Origin of the sequence: Paenibacillus sp. LjRoot153 (genome assembly GCF_964253085.1) — a bacterium.
GTDB lineage: Bacteria > Bacillota > Bacilli > Paenibacillales > NBRC-103111 > Paenibacillus_E.
Map to the genome: position 1 here is coordinate 6523760 of NZ_CAXUQH020000001.1, position 19476 is coordinate 6543235.

General features: G+C 45.0%; 16 protein-coding genes, 1 pseudogene, 1 riboswitch and 1 other annotated feature (1 of these 19 running past the window's edge). Of the genes and pseudogenes, 3 read left to right on the forward strand and 14 right to left on the reverse strand.

Annotated features, from left to right (window positions below):
• Positions 1 to 48: 48 nt before the first annotated feature.
• From ACSQ8P_RS28095 to liaF, 3 genes are read right to left on the reverse strand one after another with little or no spacing between them, the layout of a single operon-like run.
• Positions 49 to 699, reverse strand: coding sequence for a response regulator (locus ACSQ8P_RS28095; protein ID WP_436238207.1), 651 nt, complete (start codon positions 697 to 699; stop codon positions 49 to 51).
• Positions 696 to 1736 (reverse strand): HAMP domain-containing sensor histidine kinase, encoded by a 1041-nt coding sequence (locus ACSQ8P_RS28100; RefSeq protein WP_436238208.1) that lies wholly within the window; start codon positions 1734 to 1736, stop codon positions 696 to 698. The genes ACSQ8P_RS28095 and ACSQ8P_RS28100 overlap by 4 nt, the downstream gene beginning before the upstream one ends.
• A 9-nt stretch (positions 1737 to 1745) precedes the next feature.
• Complete coding sequence (gene liaF / locus ACSQ8P_RS28105; RefSeq protein WP_436238209.1) at positions 1746 to 2804, reverse strand: cell wall-active antibiotics response protein LiaF; 1059 nt, start codon at positions 2802 to 2804, stop codon at positions 1746 to 1748.
• 272 nt (positions 2805 to 3076) lie between these two features.
• Between liaF and ACSQ8P_RS28110 the strand changes: the two genes are divergently transcribed.
• A complete protein-coding gene (locus ACSQ8P_RS28110) occupies positions 3077 to 4366 on the forward strand; it encodes an ammonium transporter (RefSeq protein ID WP_436238210.1) in 1290 nt (429 codons plus the stop codon).
• A gap of 44 nt (positions 4367 to 4410) precedes the next feature.
• Here the strand turns inward: ACSQ8P_RS28110 and ACSQ8P_RS28115 are convergent, their stop codons facing one another.
• From ACSQ8P_RS28115 to metA, 9 genes are all read right to left on the reverse strand, one after another.
• Positions 4411 to 4791 carry a hypothetical protein gene (locus ACSQ8P_RS28115; RefSeq protein ID WP_235550003.1) on the reverse strand — a complete coding sequence of 127 codons (381 nt, stop codon included), beginning with the start codon at positions 4789 to 4791 and terminating at the stop codon, positions 4411 to 4413.
• Between the two features lie 78 nt (positions 4792 to 4869).
• A complete protein-coding gene (locus ACSQ8P_RS28120) occupies positions 4870 to 6393 on the reverse strand; it encodes a methyl-accepting chemotaxis protein (protein WP_436238211.1) in 1524 nt (507 codons plus the stop codon).
• 319 nt (positions 6394 to 6712) lie between these two features.
• Positions 6713 to 7363, reverse strand: coding sequence for a 3D domain-containing protein (locus ACSQ8P_RS28125; RefSeq protein WP_436238212.1), 651 nt, complete (start codon positions 7361 to 7363; stop codon positions 6713 to 6715).
• 188 nt (positions 7364 to 7551) lie between these two features.
• On the reverse strand, positions 7552 to 9486 hold the full coding sequence (gene thrS / locus ACSQ8P_RS28130) for a threonine--tRNA ligase (RefSeq protein WP_436238213.1): 1935 nt from the start codon (positions 9484 to 9486) through the stop codon (positions 7552 to 7554).
• A gap of 357 nt (positions 9487 to 9843) precedes the next feature.
• The gene (locus ACSQ8P_RS28135) at positions 9844 to 10809 is read right to left on the reverse strand and encodes a putative sporulation protein YtxC (protein WP_436238214.1); all 966 of its coding nucleotides are present in this window, start codon (positions 10807 to 10809) and stop codon (positions 9844 to 9846) included.
• A gap of 502 nt (positions 10810 to 11311) precedes the next feature.
• The gene (gene mqnC / locus ACSQ8P_RS28140) at positions 11312 to 12448 is read right to left on the reverse strand and encodes a cyclic dehypoxanthinyl futalosine synthase (protein ID WP_436238215.1); all 1137 of its coding nucleotides are present in this window, start codon (positions 12446 to 12448) and stop codon (positions 11312 to 11314) included.
• 131 nt (positions 12449 to 12579) lie between these two features.
• Entirely contained in the window at positions 12580 to 13758 is a 1179-nt protein-coding gene (locus ACSQ8P_RS28145) for a trans-sulfuration enzyme family protein (protein ID WP_436238216.1), read from the reverse strand.
• Positions 13755 to 14924, reverse strand: a complete 1170-nt coding sequence (locus ACSQ8P_RS28150) for an aminotransferase class I/II-fold pyridoxal phosphate-dependent enzyme (RefSeq protein WP_436239621.1) — start codon at positions 14922 to 14924, stop codon at positions 13755 to 13757. The genes ACSQ8P_RS28145 and ACSQ8P_RS28150 overlap by 4 nt, the downstream gene beginning before the upstream one ends.
• 38 nt (positions 14925 to 14962) lie before the next feature.
• Positions 14963 to 15907 carry a homoserine O-acetyltransferase MetA gene (metA, locus tag ACSQ8P_RS28155; RefSeq protein ID WP_436238217.1) on the reverse strand — a complete coding sequence of 315 codons (945 nt, stop codon included), beginning with the start codon at positions 15905 to 15907 and terminating at the stop codon, positions 14963 to 14965.
• A gap of 109 nt (positions 15908 to 16016) precedes the next feature.
• Positions 16017 to 16143, reverse strand: a riboswitch (SAM riboswitch).
• A 230-nt stretch (positions 16144 to 16373) separates the two neighbouring features.
• On the opposite strand from metA, the gene ACSQ8P_RS28160 reads away from it, so the two are divergent.
• Both ACSQ8P_RS28160 and corA read left to right on the forward strand, forming a co-directional pair.
• A complete protein-coding gene (locus ACSQ8P_RS28160) occupies positions 16374 to 16613 on the forward strand; it encodes a hypothetical protein (RefSeq protein ID WP_436238218.1) in 240 nt (79 codons plus the stop codon).
• 303 nt (positions 16614 to 16916) lie between these two features.
• Positions 16917 to 17855 carry a magnesium/cobalt transporter CorA gene (corA, locus tag ACSQ8P_RS28165; RefSeq protein ID WP_171630035.1) on the forward strand — a complete coding sequence of 313 codons (939 nt, stop codon included), beginning with the start codon at positions 16917 to 16919 and terminating at the stop codon, positions 17853 to 17855.
• An 87-nt stretch (positions 17856 to 17942) separates the two neighbouring features.
• Here corA and tyrS read toward each other — a convergent pair whose 3' ends face one another.
• Together tyrS and ACSQ8P_RS28175 are read right to left on the reverse strand one after the other, a co-directional pair.
• Positions 17943 to 19205 carry a tyrosine--tRNA ligase gene (tyrS, locus tag ACSQ8P_RS28170; protein ID WP_436238219.1) on the reverse strand — a complete coding sequence of 421 codons (1263 nt, stop codon included), beginning with the start codon at positions 19203 to 19205 and terminating at the stop codon, positions 17943 to 17945.
• Positions 19163 to 19294, reverse strand: a pseudogene (locus ACSQ8P_RS28175) (hypothetical protein); the annotation flags it as partial. The pseudogene ACSQ8P_RS28175 and the gene tyrS, both read right to left, overlap by 43 nt.
• Positions 19262 to 19476, reverse strand: a binding site (T-box leader); it runs 48 nt beyond the window's last position. Its footprint overlaps the pseudogene before it by 33 nt.

The following is a 19476-nucleotide window of genomic DNA, read 5'->3' on the forward strand; positions in this document are numbered from 1 at the left end:
GCCAAAATGACGTTTTTATGTGTGATCTCCCTCTATTTGTTCGTGCTGTTAAACCCATCCTTTTCGATGAGCGAATATCGCTAATTGTGTCCGATCGTCAAGCTCACACTTCATCAACAGATTGCTAACGTGTGTTTTAACCGTTTTGATACTAATAAAGAGCTCTTCGGAAATATCCTTATTGCTTTTCCCTTCGGCAATCAAAAGAAGCACTTCACGTTCCCTCGCTGTTAGCCCTTCTTGCTCCGGCAATTCACTCCGCTGTCTAATGCCCCTAGTCAATGCTTGCGACACTTCAGCATTCATGACTGGCATGCCGCGGTATGCACTCTGAATCGCGTGAATCAATTGATCAGAAGAAACAGTCTTCAACATATAACTAATAGCTCCCGATTCAACAGCTTCCAGCACCTTGGCTTCCTCCAGAAACGAGGTCAGCATGATCACTTTTATCTGTGGGAACTTATCACAAATTAGCTTTGTCGCACCAATTCCATCCAACACCGGCATCGTCAAATCCATTAGAATGACATCAGGCAGTGATGTAAGACTTACTTCCTTCAACTGATCAAAAGCAGCTTGGCCATTGGGCGCCTCCCCCACTACTTCTAAACCAGGTTCCAATGAAATGTAAGTACGCAAACCCACTCGTACCATGTCATGATCGTCAACAATCATAACTTTAATGTTCGGATTCATTCTTGTTTTCCCCCTGAATGCCCTGAAAATCGCGGAATACGAACGCGCACGCGAGTTCCTGAGCCTAATTTGCTATCAATCTCCACTTCTCCGCCTAGTTTTTGTGCTCGTTCTCTCATGGTTGACAGGCCGTGGGAAGCAGATGGAATATCCCTACGTTCAAAACCTTGACCATCATCCTGCAATTGCAACACATACTGATGCTCTCTTTCATAGATCGCCAATCGAACTTGCTTGGCAGAGGCATGCTTAATGACATTAGCAAGACCCTCTTGGATAATGAGAAAAAACTGATGTTCAATCGCCTCCGAAATAATTTCAGGCAGCGAAACATCAAGTTGACCCTGAAGTTCATGGGTCCGGCAATATTCCGGGAACCATTTCTCCAGGGCTTCTTGTAAGCTCATATCTTTTAATTCGATCGGTCTTAGTTGTGAAATGAGGCCACGCATCTGCTTCTGGGCATGATGGGACATCTCAATGAGCTGGTTCATTAGCGTTGGTGCAGCCGCTGGGTTTCTTTCTAATATTTTGGGAAGTGAGGAAGCCGACATATGGATCGCGAATAGCTCCTGGCTCACAGTATCATGGAGATCTCTGGCAAGTCGGCGTCTCTCTTCCATCACAGCGTTCTCTGTCAACTCCTGATCCCGAATCGCTTCGGCTTCCCCTAACTTTTGCATCAGCTGTACGCGTTCTTCAATAGAAGTTGCCATGCTGTTAAAAGCATCATATAAGTATAAGAACGGCTCAACTGGCTCCATATCGATTCGAACAGTGAAATTACCTTTCGACAATTCCAGCATGGCGACATGAAGCTCGTCTACCTTGCGCTGCCACCTTCTAGTTGCAATGAAACCTACGGTCAAGCTCACTACAAGAATCGCGAAAACGAACCACAATCGGAACTCCCAAGAACTCAGTTCCTTCTCGTAATATTCAAGTACGATATAAATACCTGAAACCGTTACTACGCTCGAGATTAGGAAGTAATTCAGCAGCTGCCACTTCATATTGAACATTCGCAATTTGTACATGCTCCATCCTTAACCTATCTTTTTAATGGTAATATCGCCTATAAACATGCTTGTTGTCACGACGATTTTATGTTCCGCCTCTTCATAATGAGAGGTTTGCGTTCTGATGTTGCGAAGAAAACCACTTTCACGCCGATCAAGAACCTTCATATCTCCAATAAAGGAGCTTGCCATGACACGAACCTCAACATCCATATCGTTCGGAATGAAAATCTTCACATCACCAATAAATGCAGTGACGTGAATCGTTGTTTCCCCCCGCGGAATTGATGCACGTGTTAGATCAATAACAGAATCGCCAATAAAGTGAGAGATCTGAACAGGCTTTAATTCCCAAGCCTCTTGGCCAAGGTGAACATCGCCAATAAAACCATGACGGTGCAGAACATTGCCTGAATCAAAATTACGAACGAAGCCATCATATTTGTGTTGGTGTTGGTTTTGGTGATCCGTCCATTCACCATGCTCCTCGTCCTTTGGATATGTGCCGTGTATATCCTTAAGTACTTCCTTTTCTTCATCAGTAAGGCCATGTTTCCTATTACTTGCTGAAGTGTGATCCATGTGATCTTTCGAATTGCCGGAGAGATCGCCAGACGTGTTCCAATTTCCAGACTCCCATTGCTTCTTATGTTGTGAATGGCGCAATCGGTTCGCTTCTCGCCGAGCTTGTCTTTCTTCATCTCTTGCTTTCTTAATAGAAGGCCACTCAGGCGACTCTTTCTTGCTCGGTTTGAATATCACATTTAAACCAAAAAGTATTAAAGCAACCGGAGCAAGAAATTTAAACATTTCTCCAATAGAAAGGTCGGTTACATCTAGATTTTTCAAAAGAAATATAGTTCCAACGCCGCACATCATCAAGCTGCCTATGGATCCACCCCAATGGTACTTTCGCTGTGACACAAATCCAATGAGCCCATAAAAAATCAGAATCGCAGGCCAATACGTGGACACCAGATAGCCGATATCAATTTGAATAAATCCTAATTGATTTAGTAAAAAGAGCGTGCCCGCGGATACGAGAACTAGCCCCCAAATCATTCTTTGAAACATATGCGGATTCATACGTTCTTCCTCCATTTGTGTAAAGCGTTGTTAAGATAACTCTAGTTTATAAGATACAAGGTGGAATGAAAAGAGACGTTAGATTGAAGGCGATCTCCGCCTCGAGACCGATATTTCAAACGCCTCAACAAGAAAACCTAACATGAATGTCGTATAAGGCGAACAATCAGCTTCAGATGTTATGTATTCTTACGTATTCCGTTGACATGTTTATCATCAGAACCGTATAATTGGTGCTGAGAACGCAAGTATTATAAGGAGAGATTACAGGAATGGATCAAATCCAACAACTTACTTCTGGCCTTGACACAATTTGGGTCGTATTGACTGCTGCCATGATTTTATTAATGGAAGGCGGGTTCGCCTTACTAGAAGCAGGGTTTGTCAGACAAAAGAATGCCGTAAGTATTATCATGAAAGTATTTGTCGATATCTCTTTCGGTGCGCTTATTTTTTACTTTTTTGGATTTGCACTTATGTACGGTAAAGACATAGGAGGCATCATTGGTACAACTGGCTTTTTCATGGGTGGAGATTTGACACACATCACGTTGACAATCTCACATGATACCTATTGGTTATTCCAATGCGCTTTTGTTATCGCCGTTATTTCAATTGTATCTGGAGCTGTAGCAGAACGCATCAATTTCCGCGCTTATATTCTTTATACGATAGCCATGACCGGATTAATCTATCCCATTGCTGGCCATTGGGTATGGAGTGTTGGCGGTTGGCTCGGCAAGCTTGGGATGGTTGACTTTGCTGGATCCGCTGTCATCCACGGACTTGGCGGTTTCTCCGCACTCGCTGCAGCAATAATCATTGGTCCGCGAATTGGTAAATTTTCTGCCGATGGTAAAGCTAACATCGTTCCCCCGTCTAATTTGCCACTAGCCTCTGTAGGCGCATTTATCTTGTGGTTCGGTTGGTTTGGTTTTAACTCTGGGAGTACATTAAGCGCTACCAATACTTCGATCGGGCACATCGCGGTCACCACGATGCTATCCGCCGCAGCTGGCTGTGCGGCCTGCATTCTGTTCACTATGTTGCGTTATCGCAAAGCGGACCCGCCCATGGTCATTAATGGCGCACTCGCTGGACTCGTCGGAATTACGGCAGGCTGCGCATTCGTCAGTGACGCAGCAGCGATCTGCATTGGTGCGATCTGCGGGATTGCCATGGTCTACGCAACGGAAATGCTGGAAGCTAGACAGATAGATGATCCCGTTGGCGCCTTTCCCGTACATGGGATCAGCGGAAGCATCGGTACCCTGGCTGTAGGTTTCTGTGCGAAGCCGGATGCGATTCGCGAAGGAACTGCTGGATTATTCTATGGCGGAGGGTTCCACCTCTTAGGCGTTCAAGCACTTGGTCTTGTCACCGTCTGTGCGTGGGGTTTCTTCATCACTTGGGTTTTCTTGAAGCTCATTAAGCTTATCGTTCCCTTACGTGTGAGTCGCGACGAAGAGTTGATTGGCCTAGATGTTGGATCGCATGGGGTTCCTGCATATAGCCAAGAAGAAGGATTCTTGGACTTACAACATTTGAAGAATAACCAATGAATAGAAGAAGAGGACACCGCACACGCAGTGTCCTCTTCTTTATTTTATGACGAGAATATGTCTTCAAATTCCTCTGGGAACGTAATATCGTCGCCAGGCTTAGAATCATTCATTATTTGTCTAGCTTGCTCGATTTCGGCACGGAGCTTTCTTACTTGCTCCATAGGTTTCTTCACATAATGAATATATTCAACAGCAAGATGATGATCAGGCTTCTTACCGGATAACATGCGTCGAAAAGATGACATGGTTTGATAAGCCCGTTCTTCTTTCATTCTCTTCACTTCATATCGCTCAACAACCTGCTCAATTTCCCGAGCTTGCTGCTCTTTCCGCGTAATAAAAGCCTCTAAGAAGGGAAGTACCTCCGCAGCTTTCCTGGTCGTTCTTAAAGGCATACCATCCGATCGTAATGCTTGCAACATGTTCCATCACCTATCTCTCCGTGTCAAGATTTATAACAGTAATCTTATTTTACACTAAAATGATTGGTTTGAGAACTATTAATTTAACACTAAATCAATTCCAACGACACCAATGGGCGTTCCCATGTCATCTATAACGGATTTCGACAACGTGATGCATGGTTTTTTCGTAATAGCTGACACGTACTCGTCCGAAATAAAGAGCTCACCTGCCATTGCACGCTTCCACCACTCTCTCCCCTTAGCATTCACTAAGCCTGCCTCTGGCTGAGAGTAGATGAAGGTGCCATCCCCGCGATTCGACCATATCGCTTCAATCCCTGCTGTTTTCTTCAAAATCCCATGTAAATGCGAGGCATGCTTATCTTCCACCAGGGATTTGATGTCAGGTACGCGAACAAGCGCATTCAACAATTGCTTCATTTCTTCAATGTTGACATGAATGGTTCCCTGCTTACTCTTCATGCCAACAGCTTGTATGGCCGTGATCAGCTCTGCGGATGAGCGATCTAAATTCTGATTAATATGTTGCAATCTCGATACCTCGTGCCGCTGCTTCTTCATTTGACCCAGCGTATGCTCAACACTCGACATCGTCTCATTCATCAAATCTACGACTTCCCCTAGGGAAGTCCTTGTCCCAGTAACCAAAGAGGATTGGTGCTTCGTTGAACTCGTGGTACTTGCAACTAGGCTGTTCACATGAAGGATCAATGAAAAGATCGTATCGATCTTGCCTTTCATCACCTTCATTTCATCAATCCCATGCGTCACTGAAGCTTTCTCTTCTGCGACTGCAGCGACAACTTGCGAAACACCATTTTCAATATCAGCAAGAAGCTCAGATGACTTCTGAACAGCTTCATGGCTTTGCGCAGCTAGCTTCTTAATCTCTTGTGCTACCACGGAGAAGCCTCTTCCATGCTCACCGGCTCTAGCCGCTTCAATGGATGCATTTAAAGCTAATAATGACGTTTGGGCAACGACTTCGGTTATGAACGTATTAATCTCTTCAATTTTCGACGTATGCTCGGTTAAATCTTGAATTTTCTTCTGCATCGTATCATTGTTCACGTGTAAATCGTTCATTACATCATCTGTTGCATTCAAGGAGCGACAGACATCCACTACCGTATCTTTGGTTTGTTCACTTTCACGATGCATATGTAACGACGAATCCAGAATCTGATCGGCAGCTGCAGCCACTTGCTGAATCGCAGCAAAGGCTTCTTGGAGCTGTCCTGCGGCATGTTGGCTTCGCCCCTTCAATTCCTCTTCTCCTTGAATGGAAGCATCAGCAATTTGGAGAAGATGTCCGATGGAACGATTGACCTCTTCTACTGCCGCTGCTAATCGATCCGCAACGACCTGAGATTCTTGAATAAATGTAAGGAATTGTTCTTCGTGATCAAGTGCCCCTTGCTCTCGCTCTTTACCTGATGCTCTTGAACTCAGTAATGCACCTACACCCATTAAGAGAAAAACAGCGACACTAACTACGGTAATCCATTTCGAAGCAGAAAATAGAGCAAATACATTTACAAGCATACCAATAAGTACAAAACCGTAGAACCAAGCTCTCTGCTTTGAATCCGTCCACATGCGCAACCGGAACTCCTCCCAAAAGGAACAAAATGTTAGTTTTTGTTACATTATATCGAATATAGGAGGGCTTGAAAAGAAATAAAAAACGGAGACCCTCTAGGGATCTCCGTCTTTCCAACAAAGCTATTTGTTATTTATTTTGGTTTTGTGTGTTGTTTTGTTGCTGCTTATTAGGTACCGCTACTTCAGTAGCAAATTCCGTGTCTTGCGCTGCTTTCTTGTTGTTCTTGTTCTTTGCCATGTCAATCACCTCCTGTATGAGTATCTTTTCCCAAACAGGTTTTTTTATGAATTTCTTTCTTTACAAAAATAAACATTACAATGCTTTGGCCGGAGCCAGAATTTCATCCTTAAGCTGCTTCCAAATAACCTCTGTGACTTTTCCATTCCCTTTTTTCACCACAAACACCTTGACCGTCTTTTTACCCCATTCTTTATATACCTGATCCTTCGTGTTGAAATACAGATCAATTTTCTTCCCTTTAATCGCACTTCCTGTATCTGCAACAACCCCGTAACCGTAGCCTGGAATAAACAGTACAGTACCTAACGGGAATACCCTGGTGTCTGCCGCGATTGTCGATAACGCCTTATCATCACGCATGACTTTAATACCAGAATACGTGATTCCATAAGTAGGATGGTCCGGACTCTTTCCTGTTGATTCTTTGCCTGCAGAATACCCGGTCGCTGTCACTTCAACAGCCGTGTACTTGGATAAATCAGAATCCAAATTGGGTATAAAGCGGTAACTTGCTTGTTGTTGATGCTCCTGTGCAACAGGGCGTGCAACAGGAATCACCGCGCCTGCTTGATTACCTCGCTGATTTCGTATATGGGTATCGGTGTTTGCCGCCCTATAGTTACCTTGATTACTAGCCTCTTCTCCGAAAAGCACGACCATAACGGTAAGTACCATCCATGCCAAAATCCATTTGGATTGTTTCGAAGTATCGGTTATTTTCATTGTTTTAAGCCTCCCCCTACTAATGTAGGCTTTCCATTTCCTTTCATAACTAAACCTCCACATACAGACTCACTGTATAACATGTCCTTCTTTTAACTGCTTATTCACATCGAAAAGGAATTTTTGGGAACGCAAAAAAGCAGAGAAGTGACTAGCACTTCTCTGCTTCTTATAGGGGCAAATGGGAGTTACAGTTTGTTTTTGATTTCTTCTTGAATCATGTTGATGACTTGATCAATCGGCTGTGTACCTAGATCCCCTTGACCCCGTTTACGGATGGACAAGCTGTCATTCTTCACTTCGTTTTCACCAACGACAAGCATGAAAGGGATTTTCTCCAGCTGGGCTTCCCTGATTTTGTAACCTAGCTTCTCATTCCGATTATCCGCTTCAACGCGAATACCAGCTTCTCTTAGTCGGTCTGTCACCTGATTGGAGAATTCTTCAAATGCAGGCGATACTGGAATAACTTTCGCTTGCGTCGGCATTAACCATGTTGGTAAAGCGCCAGCGAAATTCTCTAACAAGAAGGCTGTCATACGCTCCATTGTGGAGATGATCCCTCTATGGATCACGACTGGGCGGTGTTTCTGACCGTCTTCCCCTGTGTATTCTAGCTGGAAGCGTTCAGGCAGCAAGAAGTCAATTTGTGCAGTCGAAAGAGTCTCTTCCTTCTTCAACGCTGTCTTGATTTGAACATCTAATTTAGGACCATAGAATGCTGCTTCACCTTCCGCTTCAAAGAAAGGCAAACCAAGCTCTTCAACAACCTCACGAAGCATACGTTGAGAAGTTTCCCACATCTCATCATCCTGGAAGTACTTCTCTGTATCCTTCGGATCACGATAGGAAAGACGGAAACGATAGTCAGTAATTCCGAAATCCGCGTACACTTGACGGATCAGTGTAACAACGCGGGAGAACTCTTCTTTAATTTGATCCAAACGGCAGAAGATGTGGGCGTCATTCAATGTCATTGCACGAACGCGGTGCAAACCAGTCAAAGCGCCTGACATTTCATACCGGTGCATCGTGCCCAGCTCAGCAATCCGAACAGGAAGATCACGGTAGCTGCGCATATCACTCTTATAAACCATCATATGGTGAGGACAGTTCATCGGACGAAGGACAAGTTCTTCATTGTCCATGACCATTTTCGGGAACATATCTTCACTGTAGTGATCCCAGTGTCCGGAAGTTTTGTATAACTCAACATTAGCAAGTACAGGTGTGTATACGTGTTGGTAGCCTAGACGCTCTTCCAAATCAACGATATAGCGCTCCATTGTACGTCTTAGTTTCGCGCCGTTTGGCAGCCAAAGCGGTAGACCTTGACCAACTTCACGTGAGAATGCGAACATTTTGAGTTCACGGCCTAGTTTACGGTGGTCACGCTTCTTCGCTTCTTCAAGCAAGTGCAAATGTTCATCCAGTTGCGCTTTCTTAGGGAACGCAGTCCCGTAGATACGCTGCAGCATTTTGTTTTTCGCATCTCCGCGCCAGTATGCACCAGCAACACTTAATAATTTGAATGCTTTAATGCGTCCAGTTGACGGCAAATGCGGTCCGCGGCAGAGGTCAAAGAATTCACCTTGGTCATAGATCGTAAGAACGGAATCTTCCGGTAAATCACGGATCAATTCTAGCTTGAACGGATCTTCCATCTCTGTGAAAATGCGAATCGCTTCCTCACGGGAAACAACACGGCGTGTAATCGCCAAATTTTCATTTGAGATGCGCTCCATTTCCTTCTCGATTTTGATCAAATCTTCGGGGTTCAGCGGTGTTTCCAAATCGATATCATAGTAGAAGCCGTCCTCAATCACAGGACCGATTCCTAACTTAACGGCTTTGTTGCCATAAATACGCTTGATCGCTTGTGCCATCAAATGAGCTGTGCTATGACGGTACATTTCTAGTCCTGCTTCGCTATCCAGCGTTAAGATTTCAACATCAGCATCATGGTCCAAAGCGAAAGATAAATCTACGGATTTCCCGTTTACTTTACCACCCACTGCATTTTTCTTCAGACCGGATGAAATGGACTCTGCCACTTGTTCAATAGTCGTCCCCACTGCATACTCTCTCACTGCGCCATCTGGTAATTTTACTTGTACAACCATCTTTCCTGCCTCCTAATTGTGTAAGTGAATAGTGAATTGAACGCAAAAAAGCACACTTCATCCCATAAAGGGACGAGTGTGCTCAGCTCGTGGTTCCACCCTAGTTCGATTCGCTCTAACCCAAAGGGTAAGTCGAATCCTCATCAGCATTCGTTAACGGGAATGATTCCGGTACTGTATAGTATCGCACCTGCAAGTCAGGTCGAATTCCACAATACGGCTACAAAGGGGTAAACGATCCGATTCGCTGAAGGAGATTGCAGCCTGGTCTCCTCTCTCTGAGCAGTTCATACAGAAAGTTCTTGTCTTTGATACTAACGCCTTCGATCACTATTATAAATGGCGAGAGGGGCAAGGTCAAGGGGATAGTTGATCCTGCTTTTTGGCATCTCCGAGATAAAGGTCGCACGTGCGGCAATAACTGCACACCGATGTTCGGTCTTCAAAGATTTGCCCTATCGTCTTAATAATCGTTAATTCGGGATCTCGTGTATGAATGTAAATGTTGGCGGGCGAGACTGTGATCAGTGTACTTACGATCATATCCTCAAAATTGATATCCTTCTCCAACATTTCCATTCGAAAACTGGCATCGAATTCATTTGCATCAATGGGTTCCATTCGATCATTCAGAATGACGAACTCATGTCCGCCTTTGTGAATGAGATGCGCTGCGGGTATTTTGGCCTCTTGAATGTAGACGAAATATTGTAGAAGCGAAATGAATTCCTGATATTGACGGTCCATCATAAACTCATCAATCGCATATTCGGCAATTTCCCTTAGTTCTTCCTTATACTCCTGAATTCGGAATTTGAGGAAGCCATCTAAGCTGATCTGCGGATTTTCCTCAAGCAGTGCGTTTATCTGCTCCTTGAGCAGCCCAATACGACGAAGCCGACTTGGGCTGCTATTCATCAGCGGCAGCCCTTCCAGCTCACTCTCTTGGATCAAGGTTTGCTTACAGTAACCTTCGATGGCCTCGATGTCTGTCTGCTTTTCATATTTAAAATCCTTGGTGATCAAGTTTCGTAAAATGCTGGATTCCTTGTCCGCTACAATGTGGCTCGCCAACACTTCAGCTAGGCAAGCTCGTACTTCAGCTTCATGAATATGTGGATCGTGGATGACACTTCCCGCTTCCACTTCCACATAAATAAAAGCACGTGTTTCACTCCAAGTGTAAGTAGCCGTTAACCCATTTTGGGCGATATGTAAATGCTGCAGCGCTTGCTTCACCTGTGCGCTCAGCGAACGTACATAGGATTCCTCGACATTGATTAGGGCAATTGCAAACAGTTCCATGTTGCTCACTCCTTCCATCTATGCATCCTCCTCTTAAGAGTATATGGTCGATGCGAGGGAGATATACAACGAACAATTTGCCATTTGCGGAAGAAGGAAAAATGCAAAAAAGGAGCAGCACATGGCTGCCCCTCTCAACAATAAGGATGGCGTTTTACAACTGCTCTAGCAGAGTCTTAACCAGTAAGAATGGGAGAGCACCAATAGAGATGAAAGCAAAAAGGAATCCTTGTACAAAGCTTTTAAGCAGTTTCACAAAAATCACTCCGATCTTCAATCTCGAATTTGTGGTGTTCCCCCATTGTACTCTTATTGACCCGCGGTTACCTGAAGCATAGATTAATTTTCGCTTAAAATGATGAAGAAACTGGTGAATAGATTGATGATTTTGAGCTATTCATCTTGTAGACATCGACTATCTCATGGCTGTTGAGCTCGACGACAAAAAACGCTTATCCATACAAATCCCACTTGTGGATTTCATAGAAGATAAGCGTTGTCCTTCATACCTAGTACATGTTTAGTTCTGCATCACAAAATCACGATCAATCTTCTCATTCACATCGTCAAACACACGCAGAATCTGATACTTCGTGTTCCGCTGCGCAGGGATTTTGCCTGCTTGACGGATGATGTCTAGCGTCGAGGATACGTTGACTTTGTGCGTAGTGCCCGCCGCGGATACAACGTTCTCTTCGATCATTGTGCTGCCGAAATCGTTACAGCCGTAGCTCAACGTCTGCTTGCCAACTTCTGGTCCCATTGTGACCCATGAGGATTGGAAATTCGGAACGTTGTCCAGCATGATGCGGCTAATCGCCAACGTTTTCAAATACTCTTCAGGCGTAACTTTCTCCGCCTTCATATTCGTGTTGTCCGGTTGGAACGTCCACGGAATGAATGCCAGGAAGCCTGGTGTATTCAGCTTCTGCAGCAGCACATCGTCTTGCGCATCACGGATACGCAGCATATGCAGAGCACGCTCTTCCATAGATTCGCCGAAGCCGATAACCATCGTTCCCGTCGTGTGCATGCCAAGCTTGTGAGCCGTCTGCATGACATCCATCCAATCGCGCCACGAACCTTTCAGCTTGGAAATCTTGCGACGCGTGCGGTCATCGAGGATTTCCGCTCCGCCGCCTGGCAAGGAATCAAGTCCCGCTTCATGCAATTGACGGACAATTTCCTCCAGTGATAAGCCGCCAGAAACGTCTTTCATTTTCATAATTTCAGCGGGTGAAAAAGAATGCATCGTGATATCAAAACGCTTCTTAATTTCGCGCAGAATATTTGTATAGTAACTGAATGGCAGATTCGGATTCGTACCACCTTGCATAAGAATCTCAGTTCCATCCACATCTAAGGTCTCTTGAATCTTCTGGAAGATCGTTTCATCCGGCAATACATACCCTTCTGCCGAACCTGGTGGACGGTAGAACGCGCAGAATCGGCAATACACATCGCAAATGTTCGTGTAGTTGATATTCCGCCCAATCACGAAGGTCGTGATCGGGTCTGGGTGCCATTTTTTCATAATCTGATTAGCGGTGTCGCCAATTTTCTCTATTTGATCGGACTCGAATAGTGTAATACATTCTTCTACATCAATCCGTCCGCCTGCTTGTGCTTTATTTAAAATGCGATCGATCGGTTTCATTTCAACTCACTCCTTTTAGGGCTCGTATTCCATGTAATCGTACCATACTCATGCCAAAAAAGCAGCACAGGGCTGCTATTTCCGGTCGTTATTCCTAGGCAAATATGAATAATTTCTGAATACCGCGGCGCTTAACCGCGCAGAGCTTGTTCCAAATCTTCAATGATATCTTCGATATCTTCTAGCCCCACCGAATATCTCACGAGACCGTCCGTAATGCCGCGCAATAAGCGAACTTCCTTCGGCATGGCAGCATGTGACATCATGGCCGGATAGGACAAGATACTCTCTACAGCACCCAAACTCACAGCTACGAGCGGGATCTTAACTTTACTAAGCAACTTCTTGGCTTTCTCGCCAGAGCCAACATCAAATGAGACGACAGCTCCATAACCAAGCGATTGCTTCTCATGTATTTCTCTCCCTGGGTGGTTAGGTAGACCAGGGTAGTAAACCACGTCAATATCCGGCTGCTCTGTCAACCATTGGGCTAACCTGCGGGCGCTCTTCTCGGACATTTCCATACGTGCTTGCAACGTTTTCATACCGCGAATGAGCAGCCATGAATCTTGAATGCCAAGCACATTCCCCATGCCGTTTTGAATTTGCTTCATTCGACGGCCGAGGCCGTCATTCGCTACAACAGCTAGACCCGCTAGCACATCACTGTGCCCGCCAAGGAATTTCGTTGCGCTATGAAGCACGATGTCAATGCCTAGCTCAATTGGACGTTGATGATAAGGTGTCATGAACGTATTATCCAGCATCGTAAGCAGGTCATGCTCTTTTGCAAAAGCGGCAATCTCCCCAATGTCCGTAATTCGAAGCGTTGGATTCGAAGGTGTCTCGATGAATACAGCTCTCGTATTGGAACGAAGGGCCGCTCTCACCTCTGCGATGTTCGTCATATCTACAAACGTAGATTCCACGCCCATACGATTCATAATCGTAGTCAGCAAACGATAGGTGCCGCCGTATACATCCTCCGTGCAGATCACATGATCTCCCTGCGATAACAACATCAACGCAGAAGAGATTGCTGCCATCCCAGATGCGAACGCAAAGCCACGCGTACCGCCTTCCAGCAAAGCGATGTAGTCCTCTAACGCTTGACGCGTCGGGTTACCAGACCGTGTGTAGTCGTACTCTTGGTTCGCTTCCAAATCCGCCTGATGAAAGGTAGAAGCTTGATACAACGGCACGCTGGAAGCCCCTGTCGCCTCATCAATTTCAGCGCCAAAATGGATCAGTCTTGTGGCAAATTTGCCATGTGCTTTGCGTTTCTCTTTGTCCGATGGGGAATGGCTCATGATTGCAAAGCTCCTTCCAGCTCGGCCTGCGCCGAATCTAGGGCATTCGACAAATCAGCGATCAGATCATCAATATGCTCGATCCCAACAGAGAAGCGAAGCAGACGGTCATCGACACCAATTTGCTGTCTAATTTCAAGTGGAATGTCCGCGTGTGTTTGTACAGCTGGGTAGGTCATCAAGGATTCAACCCCGCCTAAGCTTTCTGCAAAAGCAATTAGCTTGATATGACGAAGAATCGGTTCAACTAAGCGAGCATCCTTCACCTTGAAGGAGAATATCCCTGTGTTACCGCTCGATTGTTTATTTTGAATCGCATAGCCAGGGTGTGATTCAAGCGCTGGATAGTACACATCTGAAATCAATTGGTGCTCAAGCAAGAAATTCGCAATTGCCGTAGCATTCTGTTCATGACGCTCCATACGGAGGGCGAGAGTTTTCATTCCTCTCATGAGAAGCCAGCTGTCTTGTGGTCCAAGCACAGCGCCAATGGAGTTATGAAGAATAGCCATTTGCTCAGAAAGCTCTTTCCCTTTTGTAACAATCAGACCCGCTAGCACGTCATTATGTCCACCCAAATATTTCGTCGCACTATGGATAACGATATCGGCGCCTAGCTCAATTGGGCGTTGCAGATATGGTGTAAGCAGCGTGTTGTCGACGATGGAGACGATACCCTTTTTACGGGCCCATGTACATACAAGTTCAAGATCCGTAATCATCATCAAAGGATTCGTTGGTGTTTCAATAACGAGGCCCTTCGTATTGGACTGATACGCACCTTCGAGTGCATCCAAATCATTCGTATCTACATACGTAGCCGTTACACCAAAACGGGACATGATTCTTTCTAATAGACGATACGTCCCCCCATATAAATCTAAGGAAACAATCAAGTGATCCCCTTGGCTGAAATATGCGAAAATCGTTTGCAATGCCGCCATGCCTGAGGAACATGCAAAGCCTGCATCTCCGGACTCTAACTGAGCAATAGCGTCTTCTAGTACTTTACGCGTTGGACTTTTCGTACGCGCATAATCAAATCCAGTGCTCTGCCCCAGCTTAGGGTGGCGAAACGCAGTTGATTGATAAATAGGAAAGCTAACAGCACCTGTAACAGGTTCTTCAATAGAGCCAATTTGAGCGAGACGACTTTCGATTTTCAACAAGGGAATTTCCTCCTCAGGATGTGGGTTCGATTTATTTATAGTTGCGAACTTGCCCAGCTTTCATTAATGTTAACCGTCAATTCAAAAGGTGTTTCTTGATATACATAATAGTTCAGCCAGTTTGAGAACAGCAAATTCGCATGCGCTCTCCAAGTGTTGTAAGGCAGTCTACTCGGATCGTTTTTCGGGTAATAATTGTTCGGGATATCGATCGGCAGCCCTTTGGCCACATCGCGGTCATACTCCCACTTCAAGGAACAAGCGTCATATTCTGAATGTCCTGTAACGAAAATATGCTTGCCATCGCGCGTTGCGACGATATATACACCAGACTCATCGGATTCTGATAAAATTTCTAAATCCGGACATCGCTCAATATCTTCACGATAAATATCGGTGTGACGTGATTGCGGAACATTGAATACCTCATCAAAGCCGCGCAACAGCTTCGTGTTTGGAACACTGACCGTATGTGGGAATACACCAAATGTCTTCTTCTCCAGCGCATATTTCCGTACGCCGAAATGATGGTATAAGCCTGCTTGAGCCGCCCAGCAAATATGCAGGGTGGAAGTGACATTCCGCTTGCTCCATTCAAGAATCTGCGTTAGCTCTTCCCAGTAATTCACATCTTCGAAATCCATTTGTTCAACAGGCGCACCGGTAATAATCATACCATCCAGCTTATCGTCTTTGATATCATCAAAAGTTTTATAAAACATATCTAAATGTTCATGGGACGTATTTTTGGAAGTGTGAGTTTTGGGATGTAACAGCACGAACTCCACTTGCAGCGGCGTGTTCCCGATCAAGCGCAACAGCTGCGTCTCCGTCGTCTCTTTGGTCGGCATTAAGTTAAGCAGGGCAATGCGAAGTGGACGTATATCTTGGTGATACGCGACAGATTCGTCCATGGTGAAGATGTTCTCTTGGTTTAAAATTTCTTTGGCAGGCAGGTTGTCAGGAATCTTGATCGGCATCCTGTTCACTCCTCTTCTTTAGTTTGAGTTAGTTAAAACATGTATAAACGCAAAAATGACCTTCCCTGGAATCAGAGAAAGGCCATGAAAAATCAAAGTCAATGTCCTTCTCTTATCTCCCAGATTCGCTATAAATAGCGTTTCCGCAAGAATTAGCACCGTGCTCCCCTTTTTGCAAAGGTTTGTCGGTTGCCGGGTGTCATAGGGCTAGTCCCTCCACCTACTCTTGATAAGAAAATAAAACGTATGCGATTAGCACTATCATACTATAAAATAAACGAAAGTCAATATGGTTAGACCTTTACGATTTCAATGATCGTAATAAATTAGTATTTGTAGCCAAGTAATCATAAAAATGATACAATTTGTATTGTGGCAAGCTGTTTAAGTTTAGGTACTTGAGGTTATTACTAAGGATTAACTTTTCACAGCAGATGTTTCTAAACGAATAAGAATTTTTGAAGAAATGAGGGCTATGATGTCAACCCAAACATCGGATAACTTCTCTGCATTCGCTTCCTTACATCGTTATTTTGCCTTAATTGAAACCGACAAACCTACACTAGAGCAAGCCCAAATCGCCGTCTCACAGCTTCACCTTGTTTATGGAGCTGAAAGCGAAGAGGACCTAATGAAGCGCGGCGGACCTGAGATCATTCAAATGTATACCGACGTCAAAAATAAGATTTTAAATGCCGCCAAGTAAGTTTTGGCGGTTTTATTTTTTTGGCACAGACTTTGCCTATTCTCCATAAGCTAACTTATCGACAATTCCCCTTATTACATCAAACTTTTTGGCTTGAAACAGGGTATATGAACGGGTATACTAGACAAGTATTCGACACGGACGGAAAAGGAGGGCATACGCTTGGACGGAGAACCGAGGAGTAGAACCTGCAAGGCGAATAAACAATTTCAAAGTGTAGGAATGAAGTCGGTTAATCCAGCATCCAGGGCAATGCTCTTCTAGATGTACTAACCGGCTGATTCCATTCAAAGGGGTGGGCAGATGAAAACACGGTTGGTTCAAAATGGTATTTTTACGTTAGTTGATGATGTTACTGCTGCGCTGACACCGCCAAGCCAAGGCTTTTACTGGATTGATGCGGGCATCGAGGATTTGGAGTTACTTCAACCTCTTTTCCATTTGCATGATTTGGCCGTAGAAGATTGTCTAAGTGAGGAAGAACAGCGCCCTAAGATTGAATTTTATGATTCCCATTATTTCATTGTTATTAATAGTATTCGTTTCGATGATGAAGAAATTTTCTTACGTGCACTTAATTTATTTCTTAGCAAACATGTGATCATAACTGTAACGCGGCAAAAAATTAATGAACTGCGCGCACTTAAGCCCTTCCTTTGGGAGGAAGAAGTCAACAGTGCCGATCGATTCTTATATCATTTGGTCGATCTCGTCGTCGATAACTATGTGGCGGTCGGTGACCGAATTGAAGCGAAGATTGAAAAGCTGGAAGAAGATATTCTGATGGCGACGAAGAAGTCGCATTTGAATGAGATTATCGGTCTTCGTTCTGAAATTTTATGGCTGAAAAAAGTGCTCGTGCCTCAACGTGACGTTATTGGGACGCTCGGTAAAAAAGAGCTCCGATTGATCGATCATCAGCTTCAGAAGTATTTCGGCGACATTTATGAGAATGCCGTCAAAATCGTCGATACATTCGACACGCTCCGCGATCTTATGGGGAACTTACGAGAAGCTTATCAATCCAGCCTCGCGAACCGCGCCAATGATATCATGCGCGTGTTTACCGCGTTGACGACGATCTTCATGCCCTTGACATTCATTACCGGTGTTTTCGGGATGAATTTCGATAATATTCTCGGACTGCATCTAACCCCTCATGGGGATGAAATCGTGCTAGCCTTTATGGGCGTCCTCGGCATTGCCATGTATGTGCTGTTCCGCAAGAAAGAATGGCTGTGATCAACTCGGATCGATGTATAGATAAAGGGTGACTTCTAGCAGAAACGTAGGAATATTGCCTAGAAGTCACCCTTTTTGGCATTTAACTTAGGATAGCTTGATTCTAACAAATTTCCGTTTCCCGACTTGCAGAATATCGCCATCCACTGGAGTGATTTGCGCATGAATATCAGTCAACTTTTGTTCGTTGAGTTTCACAGCTCCTTGCTCCACACTCCGCCTTGCTTCCCCATTCGACGTTTGCAAAGCTAAATGGACTAAGAGCTTAATGATCGAGATCCGCCGTCCTTCATCCAAATGCTCGAAGCTCAGGCTTACTTCCTCAATTTCATCTGGCAAAGCGCGTTTTTGAAAAACAGTAATAAAATGCTGCTCCGCCTCCTCGGCCGCTTCCACACCATGGTACATCTCAACATACAATTTCGCCAGCCTTAGCTTGGCATCTCTGGGATGGATCGTACCCGCTTCAAGTCCTTGCCGCAGCTCTTCGGTTTTCTCATTCGACAAGGCTGTCGTTAACTCGAAATATTTGAGCATGAGCGTATCGGGGATGGACATGGTTTTACCGAAAATGTCATTCGGATGCTCATCGATACCGATGTAGTTGCGCAGGCTTTTACTCATCTTCTGAACGCCATCCAGTCCCTCGAGCAACGGCATCAGGATGGCCACCTGACCCTCTTTGATCTCATATGCCCCTTGAAGCGTACGTCCCATCAAGATATTAAAAGTCTGATCGGTTCCACCTAGCTCAATATCACTTTCTAAAGAAACCGAGTCGTAACCTTGCATCAGCGGGTAGAAAAATTCGTGCACATGTATCGGCTGATTCGCCGCATACCGCTTTGCAAAGTCATCTCTTTCTAGCATGCGAGCAACCGTCACTTTACCAGCAAGTCTTAGCACATCGTCAAAGCGCAGTTCACCTAACCAAGTGGAGTTATAGTAGAAGGATGTTTTGTTTAGATCCAACACCTTGGCTAGCTGCGTCTGGTATGTTTGAGCGTTATGCTTCACATCCTCCTCCGAAAGCTGTTTACGTGTCTCGGATTTCCCTGTCGGATCGCCGATGCGACCCGTGAAATCACCGATAATAAGCTGCACCTCATGTCCTAAATCTTGAAATTGACGAAGCTTGTGCAGGACGACCGTATGTCCGATGTGGATATCAGGTGCAGAGGGGTCCAGTCCTAGCTTTACTTTCAGCGGTGTCCCTGTTACAACCGCCTTCATAATCTTCATCTTCAGCGCTTCTTCCGGCACGATTTCAGCTGCGCCGCGTTTGAGGATACGCAATTGATGCTCAACTTGTTGCTGCTGCTCCGATGTAAGCTTATCCCATAAAAACATACGATCCCTCCATTCGTTTGGTTAAAAAGAAACAAAAAAGACAACCTCAACGTCCACAAAGGGACGAGAAGGTTGTCTCGCGGTACCACCCTAATTAAAGAGATTGGTTGCACGCCTACAGGCACGCCACTTCTCTTTCACTTAGAAAATTAACGACAAATAGTTTGCCGGGTGTAAGCTACTAGTACTCGATAGAGCATGTTCCCTCCACCAACTCAGAACTGTAATTCGGACAATATGCTTGCATCGGTTTGCACCTTCCACCGACTCT